Source organism: Hyphomicrobiales bacterium, from assembly GCA_030688605.1.
GTDB lineage: Bacteria > Pseudomonadota > Alphaproteobacteria > Rhizobiales > NORP267 > JAUYJB01.
On sequence record JAUYJB010000123.1, the window covers coordinates 1 to 18,631 of the forward strand.

Annotated in this window: 19 protein-coding genes and 1 pseudogene; 14 read left to right on the forward strand and 6 right to left on the reverse strand. The window is 64.4% G+C overall.

What is annotated here, in order from left to right; all coding sequences use genetic code 11:
* Positions 1-79 precede the first annotated feature (79 nt).
* From thiC to Q8P46_13285, 9 genes are all read left to right on the forward strand, one after another.
* On the forward strand, positions 80-1,969 hold the full coding sequence (gene thiC / locus Q8P46_13245) for a phosphomethylpyrimidine synthase ThiC (GenBank protein ID MDP2621114.1): 1,890 nt from the start codon (positions 80-82) through the stop codon (positions 1,967-1,969).
* Between the two features lie 458 nt (positions 1,970-2,427).
* Positions 2,428-2,604, forward strand: a complete 177-nt coding sequence (locus tag Q8P46_13250; protein ID MDP2621115.1) for a hypothetical protein — start codon at positions 2,428-2,430, stop codon at positions 2,602-2,604.
* Between the two features lie 165 nt (positions 2,605-2,769).
* The gene (locus Q8P46_13255; protein ID MDP2621116.1) at positions 2,770-3,474 is read left to right on the forward strand and encodes a transposase; all 705 of its coding nucleotides are present in this window, start codon (positions 2,770-2,772) and stop codon (positions 3,472-3,474) included.
* The gene (locus Q8P46_13260) at positions 3,458-3,634 is read left to right on the forward strand and encodes a hypothetical protein (protein MDP2621117.1); all 177 of its coding nucleotides are present in this window, start codon (positions 3,458-3,460) and stop codon (positions 3,632-3,634) included. The genes Q8P46_13255 and Q8P46_13260 overlap by 17 nt, the downstream gene beginning before the upstream one ends.
* Positions 3,635-3,832: 198 nt before the next feature.
* The gene (locus Q8P46_13265) at positions 3,833-4,495 is read left to right on the forward strand and encodes a peroxiredoxin (GenBank protein MDP2621118.1); all 663 of its coding nucleotides are present in this window, start codon (positions 3,833-3,835) and stop codon (positions 4,493-4,495) included.
* 106 nt (positions 4,496-4,601) lie between these two features.
* Positions 4,602-5,090 (forward strand): hypothetical protein, encoded by a 489-nt coding sequence (locus tag Q8P46_13270; GenBank protein ID MDP2621119.1) that lies wholly within the window; start codon positions 4,602-4,604, stop codon positions 5,088-5,090.
* Between the two features lie 110 nt (positions 5,091-5,200).
* Positions 5,201-6,511: a cyclopropane-fatty-acyl-phospholipid synthase family protein gene (locus Q8P46_13275; protein ID MDP2621120.1), complete on the forward strand. Its 1,311-nt coding sequence runs from the start codon at positions 5,201-5,203 to the stop codon at positions 6,509-6,511.
* Between the two features lie 78 nt (positions 6,512-6,589).
* Positions 6,590-9,046: a patatin-like protein gene (locus Q8P46_13280; protein MDP2621121.1), complete on the forward strand. Its 2,457-nt coding sequence runs from the start codon at positions 6,590-6,592 to the stop codon at positions 9,044-9,046.
* 150 nt (positions 9,047-9,196) lie between these two features.
* Positions 9,197-9,835, forward strand: a complete 639-nt coding sequence (locus Q8P46_13285) for a glutathione S-transferase N-terminal domain-containing protein (protein ID MDP2621122.1) — start codon at positions 9,197-9,199, stop codon at positions 9,833-9,835.
* Between the two features lie 61 nt (positions 9,836-9,896).
* Here the strand turns inward: Q8P46_13285 and Q8P46_13290 are convergent, their stop codons facing one another.
* The 3 genes and pseudogenes from Q8P46_13290 to Q8P46_13300 all read right to left on the reverse strand — a co-directional run bounded on the left by Q8P46_13290 (position 9,897) and on the right by Q8P46_13300 (position 11,749).
* Positions 9,897-10,790: a diacylglycerol kinase family protein gene (locus Q8P46_13290; protein MDP2621123.1), complete on the reverse strand. Its 894-nt coding sequence runs from the start codon at positions 10,788-10,790 to the stop codon at positions 9,897-9,899.
* A 7-nt stretch (positions 10,791-10,797) separates the two neighbouring features.
* Entirely contained in the window at positions 10,798-11,661 is an 864-nt protein-coding gene (rpoH, locus tag Q8P46_13295; GenBank protein ID MDP2621124.1) for an RNA polymerase sigma factor RpoH, read from the reverse strand.
* Positions 11,591-11,749, reverse strand: a pseudogene (locus Q8P46_13300) (hypothetical protein). The gene rpoH and the pseudogene Q8P46_13300 overlap by 71 nt, the downstream one beginning before the upstream one ends.
* Before the next feature lie 313 nt (positions 11,750-12,062).
* Here Q8P46_13300 and Q8P46_13305 point away from each other — a divergent pair.
* The 5 genes from Q8P46_13305 to Q8P46_13325 all read left to right on the forward strand — a co-directional run bounded on the left by Q8P46_13305 (position 12,063) and on the right by Q8P46_13325 (position 17,332).
* Positions 12,063-13,139 (forward strand): extracellular solute-binding protein, encoded by a 1,077-nt coding sequence (locus tag Q8P46_13305; protein MDP2621125.1) that lies wholly within the window; start codon positions 12,063-12,065, stop codon positions 13,137-13,139.
* Between the two features lie 77 nt (positions 13,140-13,216).
* On the forward strand, positions 13,217-14,335 hold the full coding sequence (locus Q8P46_13310; GenBank protein ID MDP2621126.1) for an ABC transporter ATP-binding protein: 1,119 nt from the start codon (positions 13,217-13,219) through the stop codon (positions 14,333-14,335).
* Entirely contained in the window at positions 14,332-15,192 is an 861-nt protein-coding gene (locus Q8P46_13315; protein MDP2621127.1) for an ABC transporter permease, read from the forward strand. Before Q8P46_13310 ends, Q8P46_13315 begins: the two co-directional genes overlap by 4 nt.
* Positions 15,189-16,046 (forward strand): ABC transporter permease, encoded by an 858-nt coding sequence (locus tag Q8P46_13320; GenBank protein ID MDP2621128.1) that lies wholly within the window; start codon positions 15,189-15,191, stop codon positions 16,044-16,046. Before Q8P46_13315 ends, Q8P46_13320 begins: the two co-directional genes overlap by 4 nt.
* A 359-nt stretch (positions 16,047-16,405) precedes the next feature.
* On the forward strand, positions 16,406-17,332 hold the full coding sequence (locus Q8P46_13325; GenBank protein ID MDP2621129.1) for a class I SAM-dependent methyltransferase: 927 nt from the start codon (positions 16,406-16,408) through the stop codon (positions 17,330-17,332).
* 27 nt (positions 17,333-17,359) lie between these two features.
* Here Q8P46_13325 and Q8P46_13330 read toward each other — a convergent pair whose 3' ends face one another.
* From Q8P46_13330 to Q8P46_13340, 3 genes are all read right to left on the reverse strand, one after another.
* Positions 17,360-17,638 carry a hypothetical protein gene (locus Q8P46_13330; protein MDP2621130.1) on the reverse strand — a complete coding sequence of 93 codons (279 nt, stop codon included), beginning with the start codon at positions 17,636-17,638 and terminating at the stop codon, positions 17,360-17,362.
* A gap of 16 nt (positions 17,639-17,654) precedes the next feature.
* A complete protein-coding gene (locus Q8P46_13335) occupies positions 17,655-17,795 on the reverse strand; it encodes a hypothetical protein (GenBank protein ID MDP2621131.1) in 141 nt (46 codons plus the stop codon).
* Positions 17,796-17,900: 105 nt separating this feature from the next.
* The gene (locus tag Q8P46_13340; protein MDP2621132.1) at positions 17,901-18,551 is read right to left on the reverse strand and encodes a DUF5671 domain-containing protein; all 651 of its coding nucleotides are present in this window, start codon (positions 18,549-18,551) and stop codon (positions 17,901-17,903) included.
* Between the last annotated feature and the right edge of the window lie 80 nt (positions 18,552-18,631).

Here is an 18,631-nt window from a genome sequence, read left to right on the forward strand (position 1 = left end):
CGGAGCGATCTACGTCGTGCTGGGCGCGGCGCTCACCTATTTCGGCTTTTCAGCATGACCCGATAAGGGAGATGAGAAGATGAACAAACATACCCGCGCCGGCGACTTGATGCGTCCGGAAGTGACCACCGGACCGTTGCCGGCTTCGCGCAAGATCCATGTGACCTCCGACCATGCCGCCGATGTCCGCGTGCCGCTGCGCGAGATCGCGCTCAGCGAGGGTGCCGGCGAGCCGCCGGTCCGTGTCTACGATTCGTCCGGCCCCTATTCCGACGAGGCGGCGACCATCGACGTCGAGAAGGGCCTATCGCGGATGCGCCATGTCTGGGTGCGGGAACGCGGCGGCGTCGAGGCCTATGACGGCCGCGAGGTCAAGCCGGAGGACAATGGCGGCGTCTCCGACAAGAAGCTCGCCCGCGCCTTCCCGACCCGTCACCGGCCCTTGCGCGGCCTTGACGGCCACCCGGTGACGCAGCTCGAATTCGCCCGCGCCGGCATCGTCACCAAGAAGATGATCTATGTCGCCGAGCGGGAGAATCTCGGCCGCAAGCAGGCGCTCGACGACGCCAAGGCAAGGCTCGCCGACGGCGAAAGCTTCGGCGCCGCGATCCCTGAGTTCATCACGCCGGAATTCGTGCGCAGCGAAGTCGCGCGCGGCCGCGCCATCATCCCCGCCAACATCAATCACGGCGAATTGGAGCCGATGATCATCGGCCGCAATTTCCTCACCAAGATCAACGCCAATATCGGCAACTCCGCCGTCACCTCCTCGGTCGAGGAGGAAGTCGAGAAGATGGTCTGGGCGATCCGCTGGGGCGCCGACACGGTGATGGACCTGTCGACCGGCCGCAACATCCACAACACGCGCGAATGGATCATCCGCAACGCGCCGGTGCCGATCGGCACGGTGCCGATCTATCAGGCGCTGGAAAAGTGCGACGGCGACCCGGTGAAGCTCACCTGGGAGCTCTATCGCGACACGCTGATCGAGCAGTGCGAGCAAGGCGTCGACTATTTCACCATCCATGCCGGCGTCAGGCTCGGCTATATCCACCTCACCGCCGACCGGGTCACCGGCATCGTCTCGCGCGGCGGCTCGATCATGGCCAAATGGTGCCTCTATCACCACAAGGAGAGCTTCCTCTACGAGCATTTCGACGAGATCTGCGACATCATGCGTAGCTTTGACGTCTCCTTCTCGCTCGGCGACGGCTTGCGCCCCGGCTCGATTGCCGACGCCAACGACGCCGCCCAATTCGCCGAGCTGCAGACGCAGGGAGAGCTGACCAAAATCGCCTGGGCCAAGGGCTGCCAGGTGATGAACGAGGGCCCCGGCCACGTGCCGTTGCACAAGATCAAGGTGAACATGGAAAAGCAGCTCGAATGGTGCGGCGAGGCGCCGTTCTATACGCTGGGGCCGCTCGTCACCGACGTAGCACCCGGCTACGACCACATCACCTCGGGGATCGGCGCCGCCATGATCGGCTGGTTCGGCTGCGCCATGCTCTGCTACGTGACGCCGAAGGAGCATCTGGGCCTTCCCGACCGCGACGACGTGAAGACCGGCGTCATCACCTACAAGATCGCCGCGCACGCCGCCGACCTCGCCAAGGGCCACCCGGCGGCCCAGCTCAGGGACGATGCGCTGTCTCTGGCCCGCTTCGAGTTTCGCTGGGAGGACCAGTTCAATCTCGGCCTCGATCCCGATACGGCCAGGGCCTTCCACGACGAGACCCTGCCCAAGGAGGCGCACAAACTCGCCCATTTCTGCTCCATGTGCGGACCCAAATTCTGCGCCATGAAGATCACCCAGGACGTGCGCGACTACGCCGCGACCTTGAACGATAAAGAGGCGGGGATGGCCGAAATGGCGGAAAAATTCCGCGAAATGGGCTCGAAGGTCTATGTCGACGCCGAGGCTGCGAAGGAGAGCAACGAGGCGCTCAAAGCGCCGCCCGCTGCGGAGTAGGGGTTGGCTAGGTATCGACCTGGCTGCCTCTCCTCGTCATCCCGGACAAGCGGCGGCCCGAGCGGTGCGTATGGCACCTTCAACGATCCGCCGCGCGATCCGGGATCCAGCCTTTTGCGGCGATGCGTGTAGCACCTCGGCCCTGGATTCCGGCCGGAGCCTGTCCTCGGGCTCGCGAAGCGAGACCCGGGGGCCGGAATGACGATTCAGCCAGCAAGCGTAGCCCGGATGAGCGAAGCGAAATCCGGGATTCATCGTTGACCGGCCCCATGATCCCACATTCCGCTACCGCCTTCGCCAGACGGTAGCGGACACGACATTCCGGTTGAGACGATTCGAAGACGGTTCGCCAGAAGCGCGCGGTATCTTGAGGAATTTTACAAACCGATCGTCGATGAATGGTATATTTGGGATAGCCTGGAAGGCGACTTCCAAATTGCGGAGTTGTGGGATCAACCATGAGCGACAAGCTTGATGTCGACAAAGTCGATGCCGCGCTGAAACGGGCGGCAAGAACCGCGGTGACCGGGTCGCGCGCGGCGCGCTCTGGCCGCTTCCTGCCCACGAAAAATCGGGGCGTTGCCTCGCGAAGCAATAAGTCGAAGCATCCCGATTGTAGCCGGCGCAAGGCTTGAGCGGAAGAGCGGCCGCGCGTTGAGGTCTATGAATTACGGTGAAATAATTACGGTGACAGTGCACTCAATTGACCTATACAAATTACGTAATTACGCGAATTAGAATTAAATTACGGTGACAGTGCACTCAATTGACCTCGCGGTCCTCCCAAGCCATCATGTCCCATGGCTCGCCTCGGCCGCGTCGTTATCCCCGGTTATCCGCACCACGTCACCCAGCGTGGCAACGGCCGCGCGCGCACCTTCTTTTCCGGCGCCGACTATGCGCTCTACCGCGATCTGCTCGCCGAGCACTGCCGCGCCGCCGATGTCGATGTGTGGGCCTGGTACCTCATGCCCAACCACGTGCATCTCATCCTGGTGCCATCCGATCCCGACGGGTTGCGTCGCGCGCTGGCGGCGGTGCATCGCCGCTATGCCGGCGTCATTCATGCGCGGCGCAAGCGCACAGGCCATTTCTGGCAGGGCCGGTTCGGTGCCGTCGTCATGGACGAGGAGCATCTCGCGGCGGCGCTTCGTTACGTGTCGCTCAACCCGGTGCGCGCGCGCCTTCTCAAACGCGCGCAGGATTGGCGCTGGTCGAGCACCCGCGCGCATCTTCGCGGCAAGGACGACGGGGTTACCTCGCTCGCGCCCATTCGCGACCGGTTTCCCCGCTTCGCCGACCTTCTCGCCGCGGAGCAGGATGTGGAAAAGTTCGATCGCCTGCGCGCGGCCGAGAGCATCGGCCGGCCCGTGGGAGACGATGGCTTTCTAGCGACCATCGAGCGGCTGACCGCGCGCCGCCTCAGACCCGGCAAGCGCGGGCCAAAGCCGAAGACGCCGGCGAACGACACGCAAGGCAAGCTATTAAGTGCACTGTCACCGTAATCGGGTCGTGGTCGGCGGCTATGTCTCCGACCAGAACGACTTCAACAGCTTCACCGCAGCCGTCCTGCTCGAATGTGCCGAATTCGAAAGGGTCGAATGCTGGTCGCTGGAGAAGCTGTCGATCAACGGAAGGATCGTGCTGGACCGCAAGCGGATCTGACCGCCCCGGCCACCGCTTGTCCGGGAGGCCAAGGGGAACGGGGCCAAAGACCAATCTCCAGACGCCGATCACCGTCTTGCAGCGCCGTTCCATATAGGGGAGGGTTGTTGGTTATTCAGAATTGATCTTATTATAGGGAAGACCAGAGCCGCGCCGCCCACGTGCGCGGCCGGGATACCGTCGAAGGAGGCTCAGACAATGGCATTGCAGATTGGCGACACAGCCCCTGATTTCGAGACCGAGACGACGCAGGGGAGAATAAAATTCCACGACTGGCTCGGCGATTCCTGGGGCGTGCTGTTCTCGCATCCGAAGGATTTCACCCCCGTCTGCACCACCGAGCTCGGCTACATGGCGCGCCTGAAGCCGGAGTTCGACCGCCGCAACGTCAAGATCGTCGGCCTGTCCGTCGATCCGGTGGACGATCACAAGCGCTGGTCGAAGGACATCGAGGAAACGCAAGGCGCAGCCCCCAACTATCCGATGATCGGCGATCCGCAGCTCAAGATCGCCAAGCTCTACGGCATGCTGCCGGCGGCGGCCGGCGATACGTCGGCCGGTCGCACGCCGATCGACAACCAGACCGTGCGCAACGTCTTCGTCGTCGGCCCGGACAAGAAGATCAAGTTGGTCATCGTCTATCCGATGAGCACCGGGCGCAATTTCGACGAGGTGCTCAGGGTCATCGATTCCCTGCAGCTCACCGCCAAGCACCAGGTGTCGACGCCCGTCAACTGGAAGCAGGGCGATGACGTGATCATCATGGCCTCGGTCAGCGACGAGGAGGCGAAGAAGAGATATCCGCAGGGCTGGAAGACGCCGAAGCCCTATATGCGCATCGTGGCGCAGCCGCGCGGCTAGCCGGCAACCGCTGTCGCTTCGTTTGACCCGGCGTCCTGCGGGCGCCGGGTCTACTCTTGGATCGCCGTGAGGGGCAATCGAGTCGCCCGCCGAGGGAGCAAGCCAAATGGACTGGGAAGTCGTTCAGGCGATCTCGAGCATCGTTGCATCGGTCGCGGTGGTGCTCACCGTCGTCTACGTGGCGATACAGGTGCGCCGCAGCACCGTCGCCACCTACTCGCAGACGTATCAGTTTGCCACTCAGGCCCTCGGCGAAATGGCCGCCATCGTCGGTCACAACAAGGAGACGTCGCGCATCTTTACAGTCGGCATGGCGACGCCGGAGAAACTCGACAACGATGAGTTCATCCAGTTTTCCTACCTCGGCATCAGTCTGTTTCGCCGCTACGAGAACGTCTTTTTCCAGTATCAATCGGGCATGATCGACGAGGACTTCTGGGCCGGTCATCGCGACAATGTGCTGTGGTTCTACCATCGGCCAGGAACCCAGCGCTGGTGGCAGGAACGGCGGCTGTCGTTCAGCAAGCGCTTCCGCGAGTTCCTGGAAAGCACCTCGCCCGACGAGGTCGCGGCGCCATCGACGCGGCAAGTGTGAGGTTCCGGTGCGGGAGCCGGTTTGCCCCTGCCCGCTGGCGCCGCCGCCTTTGTCATGCTAAGCGCCCCCGGCGGCCCGCATGCGCGCATCGGTTGGCCGGGAGAAGAGCGATGGTGAGCCCTGGTAAAGACGAGAAGCTGCTGGCTTCGGCGGGCCGCCTGGCGCGGCTCGTCGGCGAACAGCTCGATCTGGATCTGTCGCTGGAGCTGTGGGACGGCTCCACGGTTCCGATCGGGACGACCGTCAGCGACGATCTGCGCATCTCGGTCGCCAGCCCCGGCGTCATCGCCGCGCTGCTGCGCCGGCCGACGCTCAACCGCCTGATCGCGCTTTATGCGAACGGCCGTATCGACATCAAGGGCGGCAGCCTGATGGACGTCGGCGAGCGGCTGACCGGCAAGAAGACGCGCAGGGGCATGAAGGCGATCAGCAAGAGCCGCCTTGCCCGCGAACTGCTGCCCTTCCTGTTCGTGCCCGCGGAGAAGCCCGAACGCAGCCGGCCCTTCGAGGGCGGCGACGTCGCGCCGCGCGGCGCCGGCGAGGAAATGACGGATTACATCCAGTTCCACTACGACGTGGGCAACGATTTCTACGCGCTCTTCCTCGATCCCGAAATGCAATATACCTGCGCCTATTTCCACGACTGGAACGAGACGCTGGAACAGGCGCAGCTGAATAAGATGGAGATGATTTGCCGCAAGTTGCGCTTGCGCGAAGGCGACCGGTTGCTCGACATCGGCTGCGGCTGGGGCGGGCTTTCCTGCTATGCGGCGCGGAACTACGGCGTCAAGGCCCACGGCGTCACCCTCTCCCAGGCACAGGTCGACTATGCCAACGAGAAGATCGCCAGGCTCGGCCTGCAGGACCGCGTCACCGTGGAGCTGAAGAACTACGCCGACCTTCAGGGCGAATATGACAAGATCTGCTCCATCGGCGTGTACGAGCATCTGGGCGTCGCCAATCTGCCGCGCTATTTCGCGACCGTGCGGTCGCTGCTGGCCGAGGATGGCCTGTTCCTCAATCACGGAGGCACGCGCCGCGCCGCGCGCGGCAAGCGCAGGTTCGGCACCCGTCCCGAGCACCGCGCGATCCGCAGATACGTCTTTCCCGGAGGCGAGCTCGACGATATCGGCAATACCGTATCGGTCATGGAGCAGCAGGGGTTCGAAGTGCGCGACGTCGAGAGCTGGCGCGATCACTATTTCCCCACGATCCGGATGTGGTGCGACCGCTTGGCCGCCAACCGGGACAAGGCCATCGAGCTCGTCGGCGAGCCTATCTACCGCATGTGGGTCGCCTATCTGAGCGGCTGTGGGCTTGCCCTGGCGCGCGGCAGCATCCGCAAATATCAGGTCCTGGTGACCAAGTCGGCCGAGAGGCCGGCGCCGCTGCCGCCGACCCGCGCCGATCTGTACCGCTGACCTGGCCGCACGGCCCCGCATTCATGCTTTCGAAAAGGCTTTCCGCTATCATTCCGCGGCGTGGAGAGTGGTTTTCCGATGCGTGAAAAAGAGCTCCGCCTGGCCATCGTTCTCACGGGCGGCATCTCGCTTGCCGTGTTCATGCATGGCGTCAGCCGCGAGCTGCTCAAGCTGGTGCGCGCCTCGAAAATCTATCACGCTCTGCCCGATCCGCGGGCGCGTATCAATGCCGCCTACGCCACCCTCGATGACGACCCGTCGCGCGAAAGCGACACCGAGCATGTCTATTTCGACCTGTTGAAGGCGATCGCGCCGGCGACCGATTTGCGCGTCGTTGTCGACGTGATTGCAGGCGCCTCGGCCGGCGGCGTCAACGGGGTCATGCTGGCCCGCGCGCTCGCCCACGATCAGCCGCTCGACGACCACCGCGCCATGTGGCTGGAGCATGCCGACGCCATCGACCTGATGGACGCAGCGGCGCTGGCCAAGCCGATGAGCAAGATCTATCTGGAGCCGTTCAGCCGCGTGCTGCTGCGCACCTGGCTTCTGCCCATGGCGGCGGACCAGGAAACGCGCGCCAAGCTGCGCACCTTCGTGCGCTCGCGCTGGTTCAAGCCGCCCTTCTCCGGGCCCCGCTTCATCGGCTGGATGCTCGATGCATGCGATGCCATGGGGGAGGGCCGCGACGAGGCTCGTTCGCTGCTGCCGGACGGACACCCGCTCGACCTCATTGTCTCGGTCACCGATTTTTACGGCCACCAGCGCATCGTTCGTCTGCATGATCCGGCGCGCATCGTCGAGGCCGAGCATTTGCATCTGTTCCGATTCCGCTATGAGCGCATGAGCGACGGACGGATTATCAGCGATTTTGATCATCAGGGCGTTCCTGGGCTGATCTTCGCTGCCCGGGCGACCGCCTCCTTTCCCGGCGCCTTCCCGCCGGCCACCGTCAAGGAGATGGACCAGGTGCTGCAGGCCCGCGGGCGCGATTGGCCGCGCCGCGCGCGGTTCCTTGCCGACAAGTTCAAGCCGCTCACCCGCGCCGGCCGCAATCCGGAGACGGCGGCCTTTATCGACGGCAGCACCGTCAACGACAAGCCCTTCGCCGCAGCGATCGGCGCGCTGAGTGCGCGTCCCGCCCAGCGCGAGGTGATGCGACGGCTGATCTATGTCGATCCGGCTCCCGGAGGCGCGTCGAACGGGACGAATGGAGTGAGCGGGGTTCCCGGCATGATGCGGACCGTTCTCGCCGCGCTGGTCGAAATCCCCGGCAATGACCCGGTGCGCGCCGACCTTGAGCGCCTGGACGAGGTCAACCGCCGCATCCGCGTGCTTCGCCACGTGATCGATCTGACCCGGCCCGAGGTCGCAGCCCAGGTCCAGACCATCGTCGGCGCGTGGGCCGCCCGCTCGCCGAGCACAAAGCGCATCGCCCGCTGGCGCGAGACGGCCAACGCGCGCGTGGCCCGCGATTCCGGCGTCGTCTTCGACAGCTACTTCCGGCTCAAGATGCTGTCCGTGCTCGGCCATCTGGAGCGGCTCATCTGCGCCCTTGCCGAGCGGGGCGGCTGCGAGGCCGACAAGGACGTGGTGGCGACGCGCGTGAGAGGCTGGGCCGAGACCCGTCTCGATGCGCTGACGGCGGCGGCGCGCCCTGCCGGCCGGGAGGGCGATGTCGAATTTCTGCGCACCTTCGACGTGGATTTCCGCGTCCGCCGGCTGCGATTTGTCATCCGCCGCCTCAACGAGCTCTATGGCCTGTCCGCGGAGGGCGGCACCTCGAGCAGCAGCGAGGATCTCGATTCCATTAAGGCGCTGCTCTATCGCCAGCTCGAGCAGGCCAAGCGGCGCTGGAACGAGGACTTTTTCAGTGCCGATGTCGCCGCCGCCGCTGCCGCCTGGGTGCGGCCCGGCGATGGACGTCAGCGGCTCGACGCGCTGTTGCGCGATATCGCGGCCGAGATCGACATGGCTGGCCTCGACGCTTCCGCCGACGCGCTGTTTGCCACCGCGACGGTCGATTATCTCGACCGGCCGGCCCGCCGCGAGGTGCTGAACGCTTATATCGGATTCTGCTTCTTCGACGTGGTGAGCTTCCCCATGGTGCAGTGGGAAGATTTGGACGAGCTCGACGTGGTCCTCATCCACCGCATCAGCCCGGAGGACGCCCGGGCGATCCGCCGCGGCGGCGATCCGGTGGCGCTCAAGGGGACGGGCCTGCGCCATTTCGGCGGCTTCTTCAATCGCGCCTATCGCGAGCACGACTATCTGTGGGGCCGGCTGACGGCGGCCGACCGGCTGGTCGACGTGGTGCTCGATGCGACCGGCGTTCAGGCGCAGGCCATCGACATCGATGTCGGGGCGCTGAAAAGGCGGCTGTTCGCGTCGATCCTGCAGGCCGAGGCGCGGTTCCTGAAGGCCGATCCGGCACTGTTCGATGAGACCCGCGCGCAGCTCCTGGGCAGCGTCGAACCGCAGCGCGATCAGAATATCCCCGCTCCGGCGGAGCCGCCCGTCGCCCCCCCGGAGGTTTGACGGCACGCTCCGGCACCGAGGCGATCTCGGCGCCGATCAAGGGGCCGGTCCAGGCCGGATATGGATTGCCGTGGCTTCCAATTGGCGCATTGACGCGGCAGCATGGCTCCCTTACCCACGGGGCAATATTCCAACCGCCGGAGGATATCCTTGATCGATCTTTATACCTGGACCACGCCGAACGGGCGCAAGGTCTCCATCATGCTTGAGGAAATCGGCCTGCCCTACAATGTTCACCCCGTCGACCTCGGCAAGGGCGAGCAGTTCTCCCCCGAATTCCTCGAGATCAGCCCCAACAACAAGATTCCGGCCATCGTCGACACCGAAAACGGCCTGCACCTGATGGAATCGGGCGCCATCCTGCTTTATCTCGCCGACAAGGTCGGCAAGCTCGCGCCGCGCAAGGGCGAGGCCTATTGGCGGATGATGGAGTGGCTGATGTGGCAGATGGGCGATTTCGGGCCGATGCTCGGCCAGGCCCACCACTTCCTCAAATACCATCCCGGCAAGGCCCCCTATGCGGAGGAGCGCTACCACAAGGAGGCGAAGCGCCTCTATGGCGTCCTCGACAAGCTTCTTGCCGAGCACGCTTATATGGTCGGCGGCTATTCCATCGTCGATATCGCCACCTGGCCATGGGCGTCGCGGTTCGACTATCACCGCATCGACCTCAACGACTATCCCAATGTCAGGCGCTGGTACGTGGAAATCGCCGAGCGCCCGGCGGTGCAGCGCGGCTATCAGGTGCCGCGCTTCGTCACCGAGGTGCCGATGCCGGAAATGGTTTAGCGGGCCGCTGCCATTCGGCCGCCTGTCGCGCGCCGGGCCCCGTCGCGACGCCTCAAGGGGCTCAGGCCCGAGCCGGGCCCCCGCGCGGCACGATGACATTGACCGGCGCCGGGGCTTCGACCACCAAGACCGGGGTGGTGCCGCAGATGTCGCCGTCGATCTGCACCGGTGTCGGCCGGTCGGATTCGATCACCGCCCGCGTGCAGGGGTCGATGCGCACACCCGGCATATGCTCCATGATCCCGAAGGGCAGCACGGCGAGCCGCATCGCGTCGGTAAGCCGCCATCCGGCGGCGACGCTGACGAGCTGCAGCCCGCGTTTGAGCAGGCCCGCCCTGCGGGTGAGCAGGAAGGGGCCGGCGAACCGGCTCGACTTGGCGACGATCACCCATTCGGCGGAAATCGTCTTGTTGCCGATGCGCACGGCAAGCCGCGGTCTCGGCGCGGCGACAAGCGCGCCCAATATGGCCGGCGCATAGGCGGTCTTGCCAAACCGCCGCGCCAGCGGCCGGTGGAGTCGGGCGACGATCTCGGCATCGAGCCCGACGCCGGCCATGAACAGGAACAGCTCCCCGTTGGCCACGCCGCCGGTGACGGCGCGGGCCTTGGCCCCGCACAGATAATCGGCCAGCGCCTCCGGCGCGTGAGGCAGGCCGAGCTCGGCGGCGAGCACATTGCCGGTGCCGGCGGGAATGACGCCGAAGGGCAGCGCCCGGCCGAGGAGGCCGCTTGCCGCCTGGCGGATGGTGCCGTCGCCGCCGGCGACGATGAGGGCGTCGAACAGCTCTGAATTTGCCGCGTCTTTTGCCGCCTCGCGCGTGTGAGCGGGACCCTCGGTCATGACCCGCTCGACGCTCGCCCCGCGCTTGACGAGCGCGGCGACGCAGCCGGCGGTCAGCGCGCTCTTGCCGGCTCCGGCGCGCGGATTTTCGATCAGCAGGAAGCGCCGGCGCACGGGCCGTTCATGCCACGCCGGCTTCGAGTTCGGCGGCCGCCTTGGTCACGGCCTTCTGCACCTTCTCGAAGGCACGCACCTCGATCTGGCGGATGCGCTCGCGGCTGACGCCGAACTCCTCGCTGAGCTGTTCCAGCGTCAGCGGGTCGTCGGAAAGCCGTCGCGCCTCGAAAATGCGCTTCTCGCGCGGGTTCAGCTTGGTGATGGCCTTGGCCAGGAGCGTGCGGCGCGAGTCCAATTCCTCGCTTTCGGCAAGCAAAGTCTCCTGGTCGACCGCCTCGTCGACCAGCCAGTCCTGCCATTCGCCGCCCTCGACGTCGGCCCTGAGCGGCGCGTTGAGCGAGCTGTCGCCGCCGAGCCGCCGGTTCATCGAGATGACGTCGTCCTCGCTGACGCCGAGACGGCGGGAAATCTCGGCCACCTGTTCCGGCCTCATGTCGCCCTCTTCGAGCGCCGAGATCTGGCCCTTCACCTTGCGCAGATTGAAGAACAGCTTCTTCTGGCTCGCCGTGGTGCCGAGCTTCACCAGGCTCCACGAGCGCAGGATATATTCCTGGATCGCCGCGCGGATCCACCACATGGCGTAGGTGGCGAGACGAAACCCCTTGTCCGGGTCGAAGCGCTTGACCGCCTGCATCAGGCCGACATTACCTTCCGAAACCACCTCGTTGATCGGCAGCCCATAGCCGCGATAGCCCATGGCGATCTTGGCCACCAGCCGCAGATGGCTGGTGACGAGCTTGTGCGCCGCCTCGCGGTCGCCATGCTCGCGCCACCGCTTGGCGAGCATGAACTCCTCCTGCGGCTCGAGCATGGGAAAGCGCCGAATCTCCTCCAGATAGCGCGATAGGCCGCCTTCTGAGGTCGGGATCGGAAGCGATGGCTGGGCCATGAAAGTTCCTGTTCCATGCGATTCGCCGCTTGCCTCCGAGTGGAGGACGAACGCGATGGACCGCCATATAGTTCAATAATTACGGCAAAAAGGGTTATCGGACCGCCGGAAAGCCAGACTCGGGTGCAGCGCCAACGGACGGTGATGCTATTTTGCCACAGTCGTGGGGGACATTACAAGCAGGCGCGAGACATGGGGGCGCGGGGCACCTATGCATTTTCGGGCGATCTCCGCGAACGGTGTCGGCGCAATTCTCGTGAGGAATTCGCCCGCCTCCTCGGATCGCCGTCATCGGCATGTCATCGGAGCTGCGAAGAATGCTATAGATCCATCGGTGATGGTCCTAATATCCCGTCACCATCCAGCAGGGAGGACTCAAGATGAAACGCATCGGTATTGGCCTTTGCGCGGTGCTTGCGGCCGCGTCGCTATGGGTGATTTCGGCCGGCGTATCGCAGGCGGAAGAGCTGCGCCTGCTCACCTGGGGCGGCTATGCGCCGGAGGAGGTGATCGCCCTCTTCAAGAAGGAGACCGGCATCGACGTCAAGGTCACCGCGTCAAACAATGAGGAAATGATCGCCAAGCTGCGCGCCACCGAGGGCGGCGGATTCGACCTCGCGCAGCCGAGCCAGGACCGCGTCGCCGGCGCCCAGGCGGAGCACGGCATCTACAAGCCGCTCGATCTTTCCAAGATCGACGCCGGCCTGTTCATTCCTTCCATGTTCGAGGGCACCAAGAAGAACACCTCGTATGAAGGCGCCGTCTACGGCGTGCCGCATGTCTGGGGCACCAGCGGCCTGGTGCTCGACACCAAGAAGGCGGCGGGCGTCAAGGACTATCTCGACCTGTGCAGCGAGGCGGTGAAGGGCAAGGTCTCCTACCGCCTGAAGCGGCCGACGCTGATCGGCTTTGCTTATTCCATGGGCATGGATCCGTTCGCCGCCTATGACGACCCGGCGGCCTACGAGGCGATGATGAAAAAGGTCGAGGCCAAGCTGATCGAATGCAAGCCGAACGTGAAGGCCTACTGGTCGGGCGGCGATGCGCTGATCAACCTGTTGCGGTCGGGCGAAGTCACTGCCTCCATGGCCTGGGATACGGGCGGCTGGAAGCTCAACAACGATAATCCCGACATCACCTTCGTTGCCCCCGAGTCGGGTGCTCTGGGCTGGGTCGATACCTTTGCGCTGCCGGCCAAGACCAAGGCGGAGGATGCCGCCTACAAGTGGATCAATTTCGTGATGCGGCCGGAGATCGCGGCCAAGGTCACCGCGTCCGCCGGCAACTTTACCGCCTCCAAGGGCGCCGACGCCTATGCCGAGGAAGCGCTGAAGAAGCAGTTCCAGGCGAGCTTCCCGCCGGAGGCGATCGACAATATCAAATGGTATCCGCCGGTGCCGGCAGGCCTTGAGGATATCGAGGGCAAGATCCTCGACCGGGTCCAGGCGGCCAACTGACGAGCCGACGATGGCGCCCGGCGATCGCTGCGACCGCCGGGCTTTTCACGCGGCGAGGAAACGCGCAAAATTCATCGATGAACGCCCAAGCCGAGCCGGCCCCGGATCTTGAGTGCCGCGCGCTGACGAAGCGCTTCGATCATTTCGTCGCCGTGGAGAACATCGATCTCGCAATTCCCGGCGGCTCGTTCTTCTCCATTCTCGGGCCGTCGGGCTGCGGCAAGACCACGCTTCTCCGCATGATCGCTGGCTTCCTTGAGCCGACATCGGGCGACATTCTGATCAAGGGACGCTCGGTGCTGAAGGTGCCGCCGAACAAGCGCGCGGTGAACATGGTGTTTCAGCATCTGGCCTTGTTCCCGATGATGAGCGTTGCGGAGAACATCGGCTACGGGCTGAGGCGGCGCAGGCTGCCGCGCGAGGACATCGCCAGGAAGGTGGACGAAGCGCTGGCGCGGGTCGGCCTGCCGGGCCTGGGCAACAAGAAGATTTCGCAGATATCCGGCGGACAGAAGCAACGCGTCGCCATCGCCCGCTGCCTCGTGCTCGATCCTGACGTGCTGCTGCTCGACGAGCCGCTCGGCGCCCTCGATTTGAAGCTGCGCGACCACATGAAGGTGGAACTGAAGAAGCTCCAGAACGATTTCCAGACCACCTTCATCTACATCACCCACGACCAGTCCGAAGCCCTGGTCATGTCGGATACGATCGCGGTGATGAACGCCGGGCGCTTCGAGCAGGTCGGGCCGGCGCAGGAGCTCTATTACCGGCCGAAAACCGCCTTTGTCGCGGCCTTCGTCGGCGACAGCAACCGCTGGAAGGGGCGCGTTGAATCGGCCGCGAGCGGCCGCCTGACCGTCGAAATGGCGCCCGGCGTGCGGATTGTCGGCACCGCTTCGGGCAGCCACGCCGAAGGCGACACGGTGGACATATTCGTTCGGCCCGAGTCGATAACCCTGTCGCGCGACGCAGCGGCCCTCAAATCCATGGCGAACCGCATGGACGGCGAGGTCGTGAGCCTGCTGTTCAACGGGGCCGCGAGCCGCGTCCTCGTGCGCGGCGGTTCGACCGGCGATGAGATCGATGTCGCGCTGCCGCAGACCGGCGAATTCAACGACCTGCGCCCGGGCCAGCCGATCAGTCTCGGCTGGAGCGACGCGCAGACCACATGCTTCGGCGCGGGTCCAAGCGAATGAACAGCCGGCTCGGCTTCTGTCTCTTGCTGGCGCCGCTGGTCGCCTGGCTGGGGGCGCTGATCATCATTCCCCATATCGACCTGTTCCTGACCTCGCTGCAGGTGAAGATCAGGCCGCGCGTCTACGAGGCCGGGCTCGACAATTACTGGGCGTTCTTCTCCGAGCCGCTCTACTGGAACACCTTTGCCCGCACCGCCCTGATGTCGATCGCCGCGACCCTGTTGACGCTCCTGGTCGGCTTTCCGGTCGCCTACTACATCGCCAAGCTGGCCGAGGGCCGGGTGAGGGCGGCGCTGTTCGTGCTCTGCCTGTTGCCGTTCTGGGTGTCCGAACTGGTGCGCACCTTCGGCTGGATGATCCTCTTGCGCGAGACGGGCGTCGTCTCGAGCGCGCTGCAGTGGATCGGCCTTGCCAGCGGCCCCATCGAGTTTCTCTACAACGACGCCGCGATCATGGTCGGCCTCGTCTACACCTCGATGCTGTTCATGGTCGTGCCGCTGGTGACCACGCTCGACAGCCTCGACAATGCCTATGTGGAGGCCGGCTACGACCTCGGCGGCAACGGTTTTGCCGTCCTGCGCGAGATCATCATCCCGCACGCCATGCCGGGGATCGTTTCCGGCTGCATCGTCGTCTTCATGCTGTCGCTCGGCAACTATCTGACGCCGGTGCTCCTCGGCGGCAAGGACAGTCTGTGGTTCACCCAGCAGATCTATGCCCAGTTCATCACCCGCTTCAACTGGGAGCAGGGGGCGGCCTTCGGCTTCCTGCTCCTGATCCTGTCGTCGCTGATCGTCTGGGCCGGGCTGAAGCTGACCCGCCAGACGCTGAGCGAAACCGTCGGCGGTCAGCGATGATCCCGTCGATTCCGCAAAACGCGCTCCTGCGCAACGCCTATCGGCTCTATGTCGGGTTGTTCTTCGTCTATCTCGCGGCGCCCCTCGTGGTCGTTTCGGTGTTCGCCTTCAACGATTCGCTGTTTCCCTCGCTGCCGTGGAACGGCTTTACCTGGGACTGGTTCGTCAACCCGACGGAGCCGCGGCTGGGGCTGTTCCACGACCGCTCTCTCATCGACGCCGTCGGCGTTTCCGTTTTCGTCGCCTTCTGGGTGACCGTGCTGTCGGTCGTGGTGGGAACCTCCAACGCGTTTCTGTTCGAGCGCGAGACGTTCCGTTTCAAGAACCTCGCCTACATCCTGATGCTGACGCCTCTGGTGGTGCCGGGCATCATCCTCGGCATTTCGATTCTGGTCATGAGCAACGGCGTTGCGAACCGGCTCGACGCTGCGGTTGGCGTGGAGATCGAAGCACTGCGGCCGGGGCTGGTCCTGGTGATCCTCGGCCAGTTCTCGTTCATCGTGACGATCGCGACGCTGGTGATCTCGGCGCGCTTGAGAAAGTTCGACGTCGGGCTCGAAGAGGCGGCGCTTAATCTCGGCGCCACCCGCTGGGGAGCGGTCCGCACGGTGACGCTGCCCTATCTGGCGCCGGCCATGCTGGGGGCGGGCATCGTCGCTTTCCTGATGAGCTTCGAAAACTTCAACACCACGCTGATGCTGGTCGGCTCGGATGCGCCGCTGACCATCGCGCTCTTCGACCGCCTGAAACAGGGCTCCACCCCGGTGCTGAACGCGATTTCGCTCATGCTGATGGTCGCATCGGCCGTGCTGGCGTTGGTCATGATCGCCCTGCAGCGCGACCGCAGCGCGTGAGCGCTTATCGCTGCCGACGCCCGGCGAGACCGACTTCGACATCGCAATGCGTTGCGGGCGATCCGGCGCGCGGCGGCGCCGTCATTCCCTTTGCGTTTGCGAGCGGCGCGAGCGGCGATCCGGGCGTCCGCCTCGTCCGGCCCCTCGTCACCTGATATTGATTTGACCGCTGTGAACCGTTGTGCGACGCTCGTTGCCGATTTGCGGGGGTGTCGGTTCGTTCGCTCCTTGGGCGGAAAGTTAGACGCCAGGGCGAAATAGAGCACTGTCGGCGGCGTTTTTTCCGATCGTTCAAAGTCTATTGCGTGCGTTTACTTCAGCGCGCGGGAAGAAATACTTGTATTTCTAAGAGGCCAACGATGGCGGATATTAACGAAGACGCGGCGTTTGAATCCATTCTGCCAATAGGCCGCGTTGCGTCCGAAAGTGCCAGGAGCCTTGACGGTTCTGAGGGCAGACGAAACGTCGAAGCCGTCCTGAGTAGACAGGATATTCATAAGAAGTGGATCGAGAACTATCGCAATCCGGACAACGAAGAATTTTACAACGGTGCCTTTGCCCGCATCTGCGATGTTGTCGGCCCGCCGGAAGGCAAGCATATGCTGGACGCCGGTTGCGGTTCGCTGTCCCACGCCATGCGCTTTGCGCGGCGCGGCTATCGTCTGACGGCAGTCGATTTCTCCGAAGGCGTGCTGGAAACGGCCCGTTCAAATCTGAACGACGAGCCGAATCTGAGCCGGCAAATCGCCCTGCAGCGAGAGGACATTCTAAACCTGCCGTTCGAGGATGAGAGCTTCACGCATGTCCTTTGCTGGGGCGTGCTCATGCATATTCCCGATGTGGAGCGCGCGATTTCGGAGCTTTGCCGGGTGCTGAGAGATGGCGGTTGCTTCGTTGTCGGCGAAGGGAGCATGAGGTCGCTGCAGTCGCTCGTTCAACGGTTCCTGTTGTCGGTGTCGTCGAACGGAAAGGACTACACCCGCAATACGCCGGCTGGCGTGGAGATGTGGCGTGTCACCGAAGACGGCATGATGCTGACAAGGCAGGCCAACATCAGGTGGTTGAAGCAGACACTCAGCGGCAAGGGTTTAGTGGTAAGAAAGCACTGGCCCGGACAATTCACCGAGCTTTATACGAAAACGTCATCGCCGAGGGCCAGATCGTTGATTCACAAGTTCAACAATTTCTGGTTCGAGCGCGTCAATTCGCCCTTGTTCTCTCACGGAAATATTCTTGTGTTGCAGAAGCTCCCGCCGCCGAGCGGGCAGGATGCGGGGCGGCGATAAACCGCGCCGGACCGGGCGGCCTTGCCGTCACTCTTTGTCGGTGATCCCCTGCAGATCGATCTGTTTTGCCGTCAGCCGGAAGCAATGCTCCCCGGCATCGTGGCGCCATTCCCTTGGGCCGTGCGGCGGATAGGGCCGTGCGGCACCCGGCGTATCGGCTTCGCTCGCCCGGGCAAAAGTCGCGCAAAGCTCATATTCGGCGCCGCCGACCACGCGGTAGCGATAGCTCTCGCCGGTTTCCGGGTCGACGATGGAACGGGTTGAGCAAAACGTGGGAAGGGGGAGGGTTCTGGATATCGTATCCATTTGGCCGACCAGGGTTTCAAGGTCGGCCGGCAGGCAGGTTCCTCTCGCCCTCGGGCTTGTCCTGAAGCGCGCCTTGGAGCGTCCAATAGCAGTCGAGTGCGCGGCTGAGATTGTCGAGGTCTCCGGCGCGCCGCTCGTCGATGCGCAGGGCACGCATCGTTCCCGGTCCCTCGATGAGCTGGAAGGCGATGGCGATCGCGGCGATGACAAATGCCGCTGCCGCCAGGGCGAGCCCCTTGCCGAGCGAAACCCCGCCATGGCCTCAGGCCTCCGCCTCGTCGCCCGAAACCGACCTCAGGTAATAGATGAAGATGGCGCCGGAGATGATTGCGACGGTGAGGATCTTGAGCGCCACGCGGATGGTAAGGTCCCCGGTCAGGAACTGGTAAATCAGCGCAACCAGATCGCCGATGATGACCAGGGCGGCGGCAAAGAGCGTCATGTAGGTCAACCACTTGCGGACTCTCGACGCCCGTCTTGAAGATTCGGCCGCCACCTCGGAGGCGGTCCTTGCGGCGAGGTACAGATAGAGGGGGAAGGAAACGACGAGCACGGCAACGGCCCAGCGGATCCTGTCTTTGCCCCAGAAGCCGCCCCTCGTCTGCAGCGCGGGATCCGGAAACGTCACGTCGATCAGCTGGAAGATCAGCGATCCGAGGTAGTAGGCGCTCAAGCCCAGCGTCGAGAACAGCACGAGGTAGACGAAGGCGTCCCGCGCCGAAAGATAGTGCCGCGGCCGGGGCACTGGCACTGGCACCGGAAACTCCATCTCAGCATACCCGGCCAGCGCCGCGCGAACCTGCGCCTCCGGCCAGCCGGCGCCGAGAAGCGCGCTTGCGATCTCCTGCCGCGCCGCGCCGCGCATGAGCGCTTCCTTGACGAAGTTTGCAAGTTCCGTGTCTGCCGCTGCCATGGCCTGTCCTCGCGCGAGGGTGGGGGCGAGGGCGCCGAGTGCGCGCCGCCAACCTCCCGCAGAGGTAGCATGTTTCGAGG